Annotated in this window: 13 protein-coding genes; 9 read left to right on the top strand and 4 right to left on the bottom strand. The window is 49.9% G+C overall.

What is annotated here, in order from left to right; genetic code table 11:
* The 5 genes from K2G43_RS04450 to K2G43_RS04430 all read left to right on the top strand — a co-directional run.
* Positions 1-2,265: family 20 glycosylhydrolase (locus K2G43_RS04450; RefSeq protein ID WP_300153158.1), on the top strand; the 2,265-nt coding region annotated here is incomplete at its 5' end.
* A gap of 151 nt (positions 2,266-2,416) precedes the next feature.
* Positions 2,417-3,766: a DEAD/DEAH box helicase gene (locus K2G43_RS04445; RefSeq protein ID WP_300153156.1), complete on the top strand. Its 1,350-nt coding sequence runs from the start codon at positions 2,417-2,419 to the stop codon at positions 3,764-3,766.
* 279 nt (positions 3,767-4,045) lie between these two features.
* Positions 4,046-5,113: a 3-phosphoserine/phosphohydroxythreonine transaminase gene (serC, locus tag K2G43_RS04440; RefSeq protein WP_297644138.1), complete on the top strand. Its 1,068-nt coding sequence runs from the start codon at positions 4,046-4,048 to the stop codon at positions 5,111-5,113.
* Positions 5,114-5,223: 110 nt separating this feature from the next.
* Positions 5,224-6,144, top strand: a complete 921-nt coding sequence (locus tag K2G43_RS04435) for an NAD(P)-dependent oxidoreductase (RefSeq protein ID WP_300153154.1) — start codon at positions 5,224-5,226, stop codon at positions 6,142-6,144.
* Positions 6,145-6,175: 31 nt separating this feature from the next.
* Positions 6,176-7,423 (top strand): DUF1015 domain-containing protein, encoded by a 1,248-nt coding sequence (locus K2G43_RS04430; protein WP_300153152.1) that lies wholly within the window; start codon positions 6,176-6,178, stop codon positions 7,421-7,423.
* Positions 7,424-7,501: 78 nt separating this feature from the next.
* Here K2G43_RS04430 and K2G43_RS04425 read toward each other — a convergent pair whose 3' ends face one another.
* The gene (locus K2G43_RS04425) at positions 7,502-7,873 is read right to left on the bottom strand and encodes a hypothetical protein (protein WP_297644141.1); all 372 of its coding nucleotides are present in this window, start codon (positions 7,871-7,873) and stop codon (positions 7,502-7,504) included.
* Complete coding sequence (locus K2G43_RS04420; protein WP_300153150.1) at positions 7,870-8,418, bottom strand: sigma-70 family RNA polymerase sigma factor; 549 nt, start codon at positions 8,416-8,418, stop codon at positions 7,870-7,872. Before K2G43_RS04420 ends, K2G43_RS04425 begins: the two co-directional genes overlap by 4 nt.
* Positions 8,419-8,927: 509 nt before the next feature.
* On the opposite strand from K2G43_RS04420, the gene K2G43_RS04415 reads away from it, so the two are divergent.
* The 4 genes from K2G43_RS04415 to K2G43_RS04400 all read left to right on the top strand — a co-directional run bounded on the left by K2G43_RS04415 (position 8,928) and on the right by K2G43_RS04400 (position 11,734).
* Positions 8,928-9,344 (top strand): DUF6249 domain-containing protein, encoded by a 417-nt coding sequence (locus tag K2G43_RS04415; RefSeq protein WP_297644143.1) that lies wholly within the window; start codon positions 8,928-8,930, stop codon positions 9,342-9,344.
* Between the two features lie 126 nt (positions 9,345-9,470).
* Positions 9,471-10,052 (top strand): flavodoxin family protein, encoded by a 582-nt coding sequence (locus K2G43_RS04410; RefSeq protein ID WP_300153148.1) that lies wholly within the window; start codon positions 9,471-9,473, stop codon positions 10,050-10,052.
* A 73-nt stretch (positions 10,053-10,125) separates the two neighbouring features.
* Entirely contained in the window at positions 10,126-10,320 is a 195-nt protein-coding gene (locus K2G43_RS04405) for a hypothetical protein (protein ID WP_297644145.1), read from the top strand.
* Positions 10,321-10,390: 70 nt separating this feature from the next.
* The gene (locus K2G43_RS04400) at positions 10,391-11,734 is read left to right on the top strand and encodes an MATE family efflux transporter (RefSeq protein ID WP_300153160.1); all 1,344 of its coding nucleotides are present in this window, start codon (positions 10,391-10,393) and stop codon (positions 11,732-11,734) included.
* On the opposite strand, the gene K2G43_RS04395 is transcribed toward K2G43_RS04400, so the two are convergent.
* Positions 11,731-12,888, bottom strand: coding sequence for a glycerate kinase (locus K2G43_RS04395; RefSeq protein WP_300153145.1), 1,158 nt, complete (start codon positions 12,886-12,888; stop codon positions 11,731-11,733). The two genes, K2G43_RS04400 and K2G43_RS04395, sit on opposite strands and share 4 nt — an antisense overlap.
* Before the next feature lie 134 nt (positions 12,889-13,022).
* Positions 13,023-13,367 carry a helix-turn-helix domain-containing protein gene (locus tag K2G43_RS04390; protein WP_297644147.1) on the bottom strand — a complete coding sequence of 115 codons (345 nt, stop codon included), beginning with the start codon at positions 13,365-13,367 and terminating at the stop codon, positions 13,023-13,025.
* Positions 13,368-13,546: the final 179 nt, after the last annotated feature.

Here is a 13,546-nt window from a genome sequence, read left to right as displayed (position 1 = left end):
GCGTGTGGAACACAAGAGATTCGGACAGGAAGTCTGAGTGTCATCCCGTTGCCGCAGGAAGTTGTGGAAACCCCGTCGGCAGCGCCTTTTGTCATCAACTCTTCTACAACCATTTGTTATGAGGAGGGTAATGAAAAACTGGCTAGCACCGCCCGTCTTCTCGCCGATTATATCCGGGAGGTGACAGGAACGGAGGTCAAGACGGCTACCAAGGCTGGAAAAAACAGCATTGTCCTGAGAACAGATCCGTCCATCGGGCACAAAGAAGGGTATGAATTGAATGTCACAGCCGATGCGGTTACGCTAACTGGAGCCACAGAAGCAGGTGTCTTCTACGGTTGCCAGACCATACACAAAGCGCTTCCTATAACAGGGGGCAAGGCATTGGCATCGCTGCCGGCCGGCGAAGTGAAAGACTTTCCGCAGTACAATTACCGTGGCTTTATGATAGATGTAGGCCGTCATTTCTTCTCGAAAGAGTATCTGAAGAAATTGATTGATGTCATGGCACTGCACAACATCAACTACTTCCATTGGCATCTGACCGAAGACCAGGGCTGGCGTATTGAAATCAAAAAATATCCGAAACTGACTGAAATAGGTTCTTACCGTAAGGCGACGATGATTGCATGGGGTTCCGATGAAGATGACGGCACGCCAGTAAGCGGTTACTATACGCAAGAGGATGCCAAAGAAATCGTGGCGTATGCGGCAGAGCGCTTTATCACGGTTATCCCTGAGATAGACATGCCTGGACACATGCTGGCGGCACTGGCTTCGTATCCGGAACTGGGATGTACAGGCGGACCGTATGAGACGGCTATCCGATTTGGCGTCTTCAAGGAAGTGCTTTGCGGAGGAAACCCCAAGACACTGCAATTTGCCAAAGACGTGGTGAACGAACTGATGGATATATTTCCGGACGCTCCTTATATCCACATCGGAGGGGATGAATGCCCGAAAGCGGAATGGGAGAAGTGTCCGAAATGTCAGGCGAAGATTAAGGAACTGGGACTGCGTGATACTAAGGAACACAGCAAGGAAAACCAGCTCCAGGTCTATTTCATGAGCGAAGTGCAGAAGGAAATAGCCAAGCGAGGAAAGAAGATGCTGGCATGGGACGAAATTCTGGAAGGCAATCCGAATCCGGAAACCACCACCGTTATGGCATGGACAAGCGCAGGTGCATCTGTCAAGGCGGCGCGGCTGGGCCATCACACCATCGTCTGCCCCATCAGCCATCTGTACTTCAGTAATCCGGGTTACAACCGCCTGAAGGGCATCAGCAGCGTGGAACGTGTATATACTTTTGAGCCTCAGTCTGAGAAATTGACTCTGGAAGAGAAGAAGAACATTATCGGCGTGCAGGGATGTATCTGGACGGAATGGACCAAAGACAGCCTGAAGATGGAGTGGCAGATGATGCCGCGCATCGCCGCGCTGAGCGAACTGCAATGGGGCAATCCGGCAAAGAAAGACTTGGGCGGATTTTTGAAGCGCCTCCGTCACCAGTTGGATTTATACGGAGTGCACAGCTGCCATTACAAGGAAGACATAGAAGATGTGACGATAAGCGTCAGCCCTAAGGGACAAGACGGTGCGGCAGTAGTTGAGCTGAGCACATTCGACAATGCGCCGGTTTACTATACGCTGGACGGTTCCGAGCCGACAGACCAGTCGCAGCTATATACGGAGCCGTTCACCATCAATCAGACGGCGACTATCAAGGCACGGGCTATCCGCAACGGACGTGCAAGCAACATCGCCGAAGAAACCTTGACGTACAATCTGGCTACCATGCGTCCTATCACCCTGCAATGCGAACCCGATGAAAGATATACCTATCAGGGAGCCGACTTGTTGGTAAACGGTTTGGAGGGTAATGACAATTATCGGTCAGGACGCTATATCGGTATTTATGGACAAGACTTCGATGCAACAGTCGATTTGCAGGAGGCGAAAGAAATATCTTCCGTTTCACTTGGCACCTATCTCGTTCCGGGCGACTATATCTTCGGCCTGTCCGGATTGGAAATATACGGTTCCAACGATGGGAGCACCTACAACAAGATTGCTTCGAAGACCATACCTGTATTGGAAAAAGGCAGCAAGAACAATGTGCTGAAACGCGATACGATAAGTTTCGACAAGGTCCAAGCACGCTATGTACGCATTGTTGGAAAGAAAACTCCGGAATTGCCGAAGTGGCATCCGGGAGCAGGCAAACAGGCTTATCTGTTCCTCGATGAAATTGCTATTGATTAGGCATAAACAGGTCTGTTAGTAGGATAATAAGAAAAAAACGGTGTCTTTTGAGAACTGCGGGATGTTCTTCAAAAGGCACCGTTTTCTTGTCGCATTGGCATTAAATTAAGATTTATACTATCTTTGCAACCAAATTAGCAAACATATCCCCATGAAACAATCAGATATCCTTCGCAACCTGAAGATAGAACAACTTACCCCGATGCAGGAGGCTGCCATCGAGGCTTATGCTTCCCATAAAGATTTAGTATTGCTTTCGCCCACCGGATCGGGCAAGACGCTTGCCTTCCTCTTGCCATTGGTGCAATCGTTGCGACCGGAAGTGGTTGGGGTACAAGCGGTGGTGTTGGTGCCCTCCCGCGAATTGGCTTTGCAGATTGAGGCGGTGTTCAAGACGATGAATTCCCCCTTCAAGGTGATGAGCTGCTACGGGGGGCGTCCTGCCATGGAGGAGCATCGGACCATGCGTGGCATGAATCCTGCGGTCATCATCGGTACGCCGGGCCGGATGAACGACCATTTGAGGAAAGGCAACTTCGAGGCTCGTATTGTTACCACATTAATTATAGATGAGTTTGACAAATGCCTGGAGTTTGGTTTTCAGGATGAAATGTCGGAGGTTATCGGGCAGTTGCCTTCGCTGAAAAAGCGGGTGCTGCTTTCGGCTACCGATGCCGCGGAAATTCCTGTTTTTGTAAAGAGCAACTCGGCGGTGCCCAACCTTCACTCGACCGAAGCGGATGAGTTTATCAAACTGAACTTCCTTGAGGGAGAGAGTGTCTCCCAACGTCTGAACTTGCAAAAAGTGCTCTCTCCCGAAAAAGATAAGTTGGAAACACTCTACCGCTTGCTCTGCACGTTGGGAGGTGCTTCTACGCTGGTTTTTGTGAACTATCGCGAAAGTGTGGAACGTGTCACCGGCTACCTGCAAGCACGCAAATTCCCTTGCGACATGTTTCACGGTGGTATGGAGCAGGCCGACCGCGAGCGTTCGCTCTACAAGTTCCGCAATGGCAGTTGCCCCGTGCTTGTGTCCACCGATCTGGCGGCTCGCGGGTTGGATATTCCTTGCATTGAGAATGTGGTGCATTACCATCTTCCCGTCAATGAAGAGGCCTTTACGCACCGCAACGGTCGTACGGCACGCTGGGAGGCGCAGGGGGCTTCTTTCCTGATTCTTCATGCCGGCGAACGCTTGCCCGAGTATGTGCCGGAAGATATCCCCGTTTTTGAATTGCCGGAGCAAACACCTCCGCCTGCCAAGTCGCGTTGGACTACCTTATATATAGGTAAGGGCAAAAAGGATAAGCTGAACAAAATTGATATTGTCGGTTTCCTATATAAGAAAGGTGGGCTAGCCAAGGAAGATGTGGGGCAGGTGGACGTGAAAGAGCATTATGCCTTTGTTGCGGTAAGGCGCGGTAAGGCGAAGCAACTGCTTACGTTGGTGCGCGGTGAGAAAATTAAGGGTATGAAGACCCTAATTGAAGAGGCAAAATGACCGGTTTTCTTATAATTGCTTGTTTTTGTCGGTGATTCTTCTATCGAAAATGAAGTAATAAACACTTTGCTCTTCCGGTTTATTTGAAGAGATTATTTGTTGGTAAGTACGGATAACAAAAAGATATGTATATTCTATACAAACCAATAAAAAGCAAGCGAAATGTGGCACGCTAATGGAATTTCATGGGGAAAGGTTTGTTTTAAAGAAATATTTCCGTAATTTCGCAATGTCGAAAGACATTAATAAACCCAATTGTATAACCAAAACAAACTTCAAATGAAAAAACATAATTTCAATGCTGGACCTTCCATTCTTCCGCGTGAAGTAATTGAGAACACAGCCAAAGCCGTTCTTGATTTTGAAGACTCCGGTCTTTCCTTGATGGAAATCAGTCATCGTGCCAAAAACTTCCAACCAGTGGTTGACGAAGCAGTTGCCTTGTTTAAAGAATTGCTCAATATTCCCGAAGGTTATTCGGTACTCTTCTTGGGAGGAGGTGCCAGTTTGGAATTCTGCATGATTCCTTTCAACTTCCTGGAGAAGAAAGCCGCTTACCTGAATACGGGTGTGTGGGCAAAGAAGGCGATGAAAGAAGCGAAAGGTTTTGGTGAAGTGGTCGAAGTTGCCTCTTCCGCCGAAGCTACCTATACTTATATTCCGAAGGATTATACCATTCCTGCCGATGTGGACTATTTCCACATTACGACCAACAATACCATCTATGGTACTGAATTGAAAGAAGATTTGGATGTGGATGTGCCGATGATTGCCGATATGTCTTCCGACATCTTCTCCCGTCCGATTGATGTCTCCAAATACATCTGTATTTATGGCGGTGCCCAGAAGAACCTGGCTCCTGCCGGTGTGACATTCGTCATCGTGAAGAATGACGCATTGGGTAAGGTGTCCCGTTACATCCCGACGATGCTGAACTATCAGACACATGTGGATGGCGGCTCCATGTTCAATACGCCTCCCGTACTTCCTATTTATGCCGCTTTGCAGACGTTGCGCTGGATTAAGGCGCAGGGTGGTGTGAAAGAAATGGAGCGCCGTGCCATCGAGAAGGCCGATATGCTGTATGCCGAGATAGACCGCAACAAGCTGTTTATGGGTACGGCAGCCAAGGAAGACCGTTCGCGTATGAACATCTGCTTCGTGATGGCTCCCGAATATAAGGAGCTGGAAGCTGACTTCCTGAAGTTCGCTACCGAAAGAGGTATGGTAGGCATCAAGGGACACCGTTCCGTGGGCGGTTTCCGCGCATCCTGCTACAATGCCATGCCGAAGGAGAGCGTGCAGGCCTTGATAGACTGCATGCAGGAATTTGAGAAACTTCATTAATAACCTTTATTCACCACAGATTACATAGAGAGATTTCACAGATGAGTTAAACGAACGTCTGTGTTGCTCTGTGCCATCTGTGGTGAGTCTTTTTTAATACCCCTTGAATTATGAAAGTATTAGTTGCAACAGACAAACCGTTCGCTAAAGTTGCCGTGGACGGTATTCGCAAAGAGATAGAAGCAGCCGGTTATGAACTCGTACTGCTGGAGAAATATGGCGAAAAGGCCAAATTGCTGGAAGCTGTGAAAGATGCCAACGCCATCATTATCCGCAGCGACATCATTGATGCCGAAGTGCTGGAGGCTGCCAAGGAACTGAAGATTGTGGTGCGTGCCGGTGCCGGTTACGACAACGTGGATCTGGAGGCTGCCACCACCCACAACGTCTGTGTGATGAACACGCCGGGACAGAACTCCAACGCTGTTGCCGAACTTGCCTTCGGACTCATGGTGATGGCTGTCCGCAATATGTATAACGGTACTTCGGGTACAGAACTGAAGGGTAAGAAGCTGGGTATCCATGCGTACGGCAACGTAGGCCGCAACGTAGCTCGTATCGCAAAAGGCGTAGGGATGGATATCTATGCCTTCGATGCTTTCTGTCCGAAAGAGGTGATAGAGAGCGAAGGCGTGAAGGCGGTAGATTCTGCCGAAGAATTGTACGCTACATGCGACGTCGTTTCCCTGCATATCCCTGCAACTACCGAAACGAAGAATTCCATCAACCACGCTTTAGTGAGCCGGATGCCGAAAGGCGGTCTGCTGGTGAATACGGCACGCAAGGAAGTCATCAATGAAACCGAACTGATTCAGTTGATGGAAGAACGTGCCGACCTGAAGTACGTGACCGACATCATGCCTGCTGCCAACGAAACCTTTGCTTCCAAGTTTGCAGGCCGCTATTTCTCAACTCCGAAGAAGATGGGTGCGCAGACTGCCGAGGCGAATATCAATGCGGGTATTGCCGCTGCAAAACAAATTGTCGGCTTCCTGAAAGAGGGCTGCGAGAAGTTCCGCGTTAATAAATAAATATTATTTCAGAAATCTAAAATCTAAAGCCATGGCTGTAATAAAACCATTTAAGGGCATTCGTCCCCCACAGGACCTGGTGGAACAGGTTGCATCCCGTCCTTACGATGTATTGAACTCTGCGGAAGCGCGTGCCGAAGCGGAAGGTAACGAGAAATCCCTCTATCATATCATCAAGCCGGAAATAGATTTTCCGGTTGGTACAGATGAGCATGACGAACGTGTGTATCAGAAAGCTGCCGAGAACTTCCAGATGTTCCAGGACAAGGGATGGTTGGTTCAAGACGAGAAAGAGAACTACTACGTCTATGCCCAGACCATGAACGGCAAGACACAGTACGGATTGGTGGTCGGTGCCTACGTGTCCGACTATATGAACGGTGTCATCAAGAAGCATGAGCTGACCCGTCGCGACAAGGAAGAGGACCGCATGAAACATGTCCGCGTGAACAATGCCAACATTGAGCCTGTATTCTTCGCTTATCCGGACAATGTCACGCTGGATGCCATCATCGCCCGCTATACAGCTGAGCAACCTGTCTATGACTTTATCGCTCCGGGCGACGGCTTCGGCCATACCTTCTGGATTATCGACAAGGTGGAAGACATAGAGACAATCACCCAAGAGTTCGCCAAGATGCCCGCCCTCTACATTGCCGACGGCCATCACCGCAGTGCCGCCGCCGCTTTGGTAGGTGCGGAGAAGGCGAAGCAGAACCCCAACCATCGGGGAGACGAAGAGTATAACTACTTCATGGCTGTCTGCTTTCCTGCCAATCAGTTGACGATTATCGACTACAACCGTGTGGTGAAAGACCTGAATGGGCTGACTCCCGAAGAGTTTCTGGCAGCTGTAAGCAAGAACTTCACCGTGGAAGAGAAGGGTGCGGACATCTATAAGCCCTCCGGCTTGCACAACTTCTCCCTCTATCTGGGTGGAAAGTGGTACAGCCTGACTGCCAAACCGGGCACTTACAATGACAACGACCCCATTGGTGTATTGGACGTGACCATCTCTTCCAATCTGATTCTGGATGAAATTCTGGGCATCAAGGACCTCCGTTCAGACAAGCGCATCGACTTTGTAGGCGGTATCCGTGGATTGGGCGAACTGAAGAAGCGGGTGGACAGCGGTGAGATGCAGGTGGCTCTTGCCCTCTATCCGGTCAGCATGAAGCAGTTGATGGACATTGCCGATACGGGCAACATCATGCCTCCCAAGACAACGTGGTTTGAACCGAAGCTGCGTTCGGGACTGATAATTCATAAGCTGGATTAATATAGGATTTGAAAAGGAAACGAGCGTATGCCATCCGATGTTTGGGGCATACGCTCGTTCTTTTTTTTCTCCCTGTCATCAGGGATGCCGTTTGAAGTATTGCCTTCTCATCCATCGGTCGAACAGCTGGAAGAGGGGGATGGCGGCAATCAGCAACATATAAAAGGAGGGAATCTGAACGTCTTCCACTTGCAGGCGGGGAGCGGAAGTGAATGCTTCCCGGATGCTCTCTTCAAAGTACAAGAGAAGCCCGGCCACGCTGCAACCTATCAGGAAGAGGGCGGCAAGGATGGTGGCGAACAGGGTGTTTCGTTCCGTTCTCTTTTCACGCAGATGCACGGCTTCCTCCACCTTCAGCATGGTGCGGTAGGTGAAGTTGGATGGCAGGCGGAAGTCCGGCTGCTTCCCGGCTGCTTTTCTCAATCCTTTGTCTTTTTGTTCCTCGTTCATACTTCTTCCATTTTCATTAAAGCATATATTTTTTTGCGTACACGGTACAGCTTCACTTTGGCGTTGTTTTCCGTCAGTCCTAAGATGAGGGCCACTTCGTTCAATGTTTTCTCCTCATAGTAGAACAGGCTGATTAAAGTCCGCTCTTCCGGGTTGAGCCGTTCTATGGCGCGGTTCAGCCGGGCTATCTGCTCTTCGCTCTCCTCGTTCAGCGCCTCGTCCACTTGGGCATCCGAAATGCCGGCAAGCGTTACGGAGTCCATGATGCAGGTGTCGAACTTCCTTTTCCGCAGGCTTGAGATAGCCGTGTTGTAGGCTATCGAGTAAATCCATGTCGAGAAAGAACAGTTCTCTTTGAAGGACGAAAGATGCTGGAAAGCTTTCAGGAAGGTGTCCTGAGTCAGCTCTTCGGCGTCCTCCTGATTGGAGACCATGCGGACTATCAAGGTAAACACCTGCTGTCCGTATGTTTGGACGAGTTGCTCGTAGAGCGCGGTCTCTCCTCTCAGGATGCGTTGGATGATATGTCTTTCGTCGTTTCTCATTTCGTCCTTTTAGACGCTGTTTTCTTCGAATGGTTACAGAATCGGCACAAATTTTTTGAGGGAGGTTGTCCGAAAACCTGGTTGTTGCTTGCATGTTGTTATGATTTTAGGCACGGATTACACGGATTTCACGGATAGGATAAAGAAAAAGCTGTGAAACTCGTGTAATCCGTGCCTAAAAGAAAGCATAACGGAAGTTCTCGGACAGCCTGAAGAGGAAACGATAGGTGTGTTTACCTTATCTATAAAGACTTGAAATAAAGATTTAAAATCTTCTTTTGAAAAGCTCTCTTTATCAATTATTTATAGATGGTTTGTCAGACACTTGTGTCTGTCGTCTCAAACACTTGTGTCTGTCATCTTGAACACAAGTGTCTGTCAACGCAACCTATAATAGCGGTAAACTGATATATTATTTCCTTTTTTTGTGCGAAAGGTGTAACCTTCCATTCATCATTGCGTCTAAAAGGGCAAAGAAACAAATTATTCATTTAAAAACGAAACGAATTATGATGGATTTTATTACTGTACCTGTGGTGATAGCAATTATTGCTTTGGGAATTTACAAATTGTTTGAACTCTTTGTTTGCAAGAAGGAGCGAATGATGCTGATTGAAAAGATGGGAGAAATCGAGGCAATGCCTAAGTTTCCGCTTTTGAAATCTTATAGTAATGACTTCTCTTTCTCATCTTCTGCCTTGAAAATCGGATGTCTGCTCGTCGGTATGGGATTGGGGTTGCTGGTTGGCTATTTGATTTGCTGTACCACGGTTCCCGGTTATCTAACAAGAAATTATGAGTATAGAATAGTCTCACTGATTTATGGTGCTTGTGTACTGTTGTTTGGCGGGGCAGGTCTTATTATTGCTTTCATCACCGAACTGAAGCTTGCCCAAAAGCAGGAGAAGCCTCAGAATTTGCAGTAAAAAAGCTCCTATGTTTTCATCGGAAACTTCCTATGTTTTTCGAGAAAAGCGGCTATGTTTTTACTGAAAACTTCCTATGTTTTTTTGCTGAAAATGCCGACCTTTGCCCGAAAGTATGAATTTCTTATGAAAATATTGATTCTCAACAGCAGTCCCCGCCGGCATGGAAATGTTTCGAAGATGCTGGAAGTGATGAGGCGGGAGGCAGAGGAGAAAGGAGCGGAAGTGATTTATGTGTACGTGTCGGAACTGAATGTTCGCCCTTGCATCGGTTGCATGAAGTGCCGCAGCGCGTTGAGGTGCTGCCTTCCGGAAGACGGTGCGCAGCGGGTGTTGCAAGCTGTTAAGGAGGTCGATGCGCTGATAATAGGTGCACCCTGTTATTGGGGGAACCTGCCGGGAGAACTGAAAGTGCTCTTCGACCGGATGGTTTACGGCCTGATGGGAGAAAACGCCTGGGGCATGCCGCTTCCGCTTCATAAAGGCAAAAAGGCCGTTGTGGTGAGCGCCAGCACCACTCCTTTCCCTTTCAACATTCTCTACAACCAGACCCGTGGAGTGGTGAAAGCCCTCAAGGAGATACTGAAGTGGAGCGGCTTCAAGCTGGTGAAAGCCATCGAAAAGGGAGGAACCGGGAAACGGCCGGATTTGAGCGAGAAGGAAATCGCTGCTTGCCGGAAGGCCGTACGCCGTTTGTGGCGAACGTGACATTTTGTGGAGCCTGTGGCGAACATTCTGCCGTGTCGGCTTGTTATTAGGATATCAACAAAATTCAATAGGTATGAACATGGATAACAAGAAGGCATGCGGTGCGAAAGGAGCATCCTGCCGCTCCGCCAAACCGTTGCGGAATGAGAAGGAAACAGTGCCCGGGCAGCAGATTGGGCTGTATAGCAAGGCTGATAAACGTGATGTCAGTCAGATGGTCAAGATGCTGAACAGCCCCGAAGAACAAAGTCAGAAAGACAGAGGATAATTCCTCTGTCTTTTTTGTTTGTGCTATCTTTGCGCCCGAAATGGAACCGTTAAAAAAGCAAAGAGTCATACTGCGACGAAGAGGAGACCTCACGCAAGGAGGCATAACCGCCACTTTACTGCGCTTCACCCTGCCCATGATGGTGGGTTCTTTTTTGCAGCAATGCTACAACATTGCCGATACGCTGATTGTGGGGCAATGTATCGGAGCGGGTGCGCTGGCAGCCGTCGGTTCGGCCTATACGCTGATGGTTTTTCTGGTCTCCATCCTGCTGGGGCTGGCGATGGGCAGCGGCACCGTCTTCTCCTTGCATTATGGTGCCGGAAACCACGAGGCATTGCGCCGCAGCATCTTCAGTTCATTCGTGCTGACAGGAGGCGTGACTCTGCTGTTGAATGTAGCGGTCTTCCTCTGCCTCGACCCGATTCTACGGCTGTTGCAGGTGCCGCAGGACATCTATGGCATGATGCGCGGCTATTTGTGGATTATCTTTTGCGGCATCGTCTTCACCTTTATCTATAACTTCTATGCGGCTCTGCTGCGTGCGGTGGGCGATTCCGTCACGCCGCTTTGGTTTCTGGCGGTTTCCGTTGTCCTGAATATTCTCCTCGATTTGTTGCTCATCCTCCGATGGGACGGGGGCATAGAGGGAGCGGCTTCGGCCACGGTCGTGGCGCAGGTGGTGGCCGCTTTGGGCATTATGGCCTATACCTATCGGAAACGTCCCGAACTCCGGTGGCGCCGGGAAGAGATGCGCCTTGACGTTGCCTGCCTGAAGGAGATTGCTTCCTTCTCCACGTTGACCTGCATCCAGCAGTCGGTCATGAATTTGGGGATTCTGATGATACAGGGGCTTGTCAACAGCTTTGGCACGGCGGTGATGGCGGCTTTTGCGGCGGCTGTGAAGATAGACTCTTTCGCCTACATGCCCGTGCAGGAATTCGGGAACGCCTTTTCCACTTTCGTTGCGCAGAATTTTGGCGCCCAGCGTTACGACCGCATCAGCCGGGGTGTCCGCAGTGCGTTTGTCACGTCTGTGGCTTTCTCCGTTTTCGTGTCCGTGCTGGTCTTCGTGTTTGCCGAACCGCTGATGCTGGTCTTTGTCCGTCCGGACGAGACGGAGATTATAGCGGTGGGAGTGGCCTATCTGCGCATCGAAGGCGCTTTCTATGGCGGCATCGGCATCCTGTTTCTGCTCTACGGTTACTATCGCGCCATCCGCATGCCGGGCATGTCCGTTGTGCTGACCGTGCTGTCGTTGGGCACCCGTGTCGCTCTTTCCTACTGGCTCGCTTCCATACCCGAGGTGGGTGTGGCGGGCATCTGGTGGTCCATCCCTATCGGTGGGCTGCTTGCCGATGCGGTTGGCATCGGTTACTATCGGTGGCAGAAGTCGCGTTTCCCGGCTGCCTAAGAGAGGATGCGGCAGATTTGCTCCGCCGTTTGTCGGAGATTCTCCTGAGCCATTTCCGGTTGCATCGCCTGTTCCAACGGGATGGGAGAGGGGGTGATGGAGAATATGCCTCGGAAGCCCGCTTCATTCAATATTGCGGTATCTTCTATCGCTCCTGCCAGCAGGATGACGGGGATGTGCTGCTTCCGGGCTTCCTGCAAGATGCCCCAGGGCACTTTTCCCATGACGGTCTGCCGGTCCGATTTCCCTTCTCCGGTGAGGAGGAGGTCGGCGCCCTTTATCTTCTCTGCAAAGTCCGTCGCTTCTAGCAGCCACTCTATCCCCGGCTTTAAGGGAGCGTCCAGAAAGGCGTGCAGGCTTCCACCCATGCCGCCTGCCGCACCGGCACCGGGATAGGTGGAGATGTCTTTGCCGGTTGTGCGTAGCACGATTGCCGCGAGCTGCCGCATGGCGGTATCCAGCTCTCTCACCATCTCCTTGTCTGCTCCCTTCTGAGGGGCGAATATCACAGCTGCCCCTTGAGGGCCGAAGAAGGGATTGCGCACGTCGCACGCTGCCGTGAAGCGGGCCTCTTTCAGGGCGGGGTGGGCAGAAGCGATGTCGATGGAGCAGATTTGCGGCAATAGGGCACCACACAGGGCGCGGCCTTCTTCGGTGCTTCCCACTTCGCGTCCCTCCTTGTCGAAGAAGCGAAATCCCAAGGCTTGCAGCATGCCCAGTCCGGCATCGTTCGTGGCGCTTCCACCCAGCCCGATGAGGAAGCGGCGGCATCCCCGTTCCAAGGCATCGCGTATCAGTTCGCCCGTTCCGAAGGTTGTGGTCTTCATCGGGTTCCGTTCGGCGGAGGAGAGTAGGGGCAGTCCGCTGATGGCGGCCATCTCAATGAAAGCGGTCCGTCCGTCGCCCGATATGCCGTAACAGGTGTCGCGTAGTCTCATCAGCGGGTCGTGGGCACGGAGCGCGATGCGCTTTCCGTCCGTTGCCGCCAGTAGCACGTCGAGCATTCCCTCTCCGCCATCGGCCACGGGGAGGACAAGGGTTTCACATCCGGGACATGCCGCCTGTACACCTTGCGCGACAGCTTTTCCGGCCTCTGCCGAGGTGAGGCATCCTTTGAAGGAATCGATGGCGATGACTATCTTTTGGAGTTTCATGCTGAAGGGGGCTGTTTGTTTTCTGACAATGAAGTGGGAGAAACTATGTCGGCTGAGATGGTTGCAGACATATTATCAAGTTTCGCAGGTTTTTGAACTCGCTTTCAGCGAACAAATAAACAAGAAAAGTATCGCTACTTCAACACATCGGTAATCCGCTTTTTGAGATTCAATTTAGCAATGTCTTCAGGCTTCAATTCAATCTCTACCAACACTTTGGCAGTGGCAAACTTGTATTCCTGATTTGAAGTATCAAAATTTGTCTGTTCCTTGTGGATAGAATACAGCAATGCAAAATCGTAGTTCAAGGCACGCGAAACATTATACAATGTATCCGTATCAATACTTTTTCTGGTAAGCATATAGTCCACGCTCTGAGGTTTAACATTCAGTCTTCGTGCAAGTTCAGCCTTGGTGACCTGTTGCTCAAGCATCACGTTCTTGATGATTTCTCCGATATATATATTACTTTTTTCCATTTATATGAAGATACAAATTAATCGTTCATATCATAAGACATAATAATAGTAATTTATCTGATTATCTTGTAGCGTTATTCACAATTTATTTGTTTTATCAAATATTTTATGATACATTTGCGGAATGTTTATAGTAACTAACAAAAAAATATCTGCTATTATTAATTTATTGACATGCA

Origin of the sequence: Bacteroides sp. (genome assembly GCF_029057325.1) — a bacterium.
Taxonomy (GTDB): domain Bacteria; phylum Bacteroidota; class Bacteroidia; order Bacteroidales; family Bacteroidaceae; genus Bacteroides.
This window is presented reverse-complemented; position numbering and strand designations above follow the sequence as displayed.

Bases quoted from the DNA above. Each gene is read 5' to 3' on its own strand.
- K2G43_RS04445 (WP_300153156.1), top strand. From the start codon at position 2,417: ATGAAACAATCAGATATCCTTCGCAACCTGAAGATAGAACAACTTACC.
- serC (WP_297644138.1), top strand. From the start codon at position 4,046: ATGAAAAAACATAATTTCAATGCTGGACCTTCCATTCTTCCGCGTGAA.
- K2G43_RS04435 (WP_300153154.1), top strand. From the start codon at position 5,224: ATGAAAGTATTAGTTGCAACAGACAAACCGTTCGCTAAAGTTGCCGTG.
- K2G43_RS04430 (WP_300153152.1), top strand. From the start codon at position 6,176: ATGGCTGTAATAAAACCATTTAAGGGCATTCGTCCCCCACAGGACCTG.
- K2G43_RS04425 (WP_297644141.1), bottom strand. From the start codon at position 7,873: ATGAACGAGGAACAAAAAGACAAAGGATTGAGAAAAGCAGCCGGGAAG.
- K2G43_RS04420 (WP_300153150.1), bottom strand. From the start codon at position 8,418: ATGAGAAACGACGAAAGACATATCATCCAACGCATCCTGAGAGGAGAG.
- K2G43_RS04415 (WP_297644143.1), top strand. From the start codon at position 8,928: ATGATGGATTTTATTACTGTACCTGTGGTGATAGCAATTATTGCTTTG.
- K2G43_RS04410 (WP_300153148.1), top strand. From the start codon at position 9,471: ATGAAAATATTGATTCTCAACAGCAGTCCCCGCCGGCATGGAAATGTT.
- K2G43_RS04405 (WP_297644145.1), top strand. From the start codon at position 10,126: ATGAACATGGATAACAAGAAGGCATGCGGTGCGAAAGGAGCATCCTGC.
- K2G43_RS04395 (WP_300153145.1), bottom strand. From the start codon at position 12,888: ATGAAACTCCAAAAGATAGTCATCGCCATCGATTCCTTCAAAGGATGC.
- K2G43_RS04390 (WP_297644147.1), bottom strand. From the start codon at position 13,367: ATGGAAAAAAGTAATATATATATCGGAGAAATCATCAAGAACGTGATG.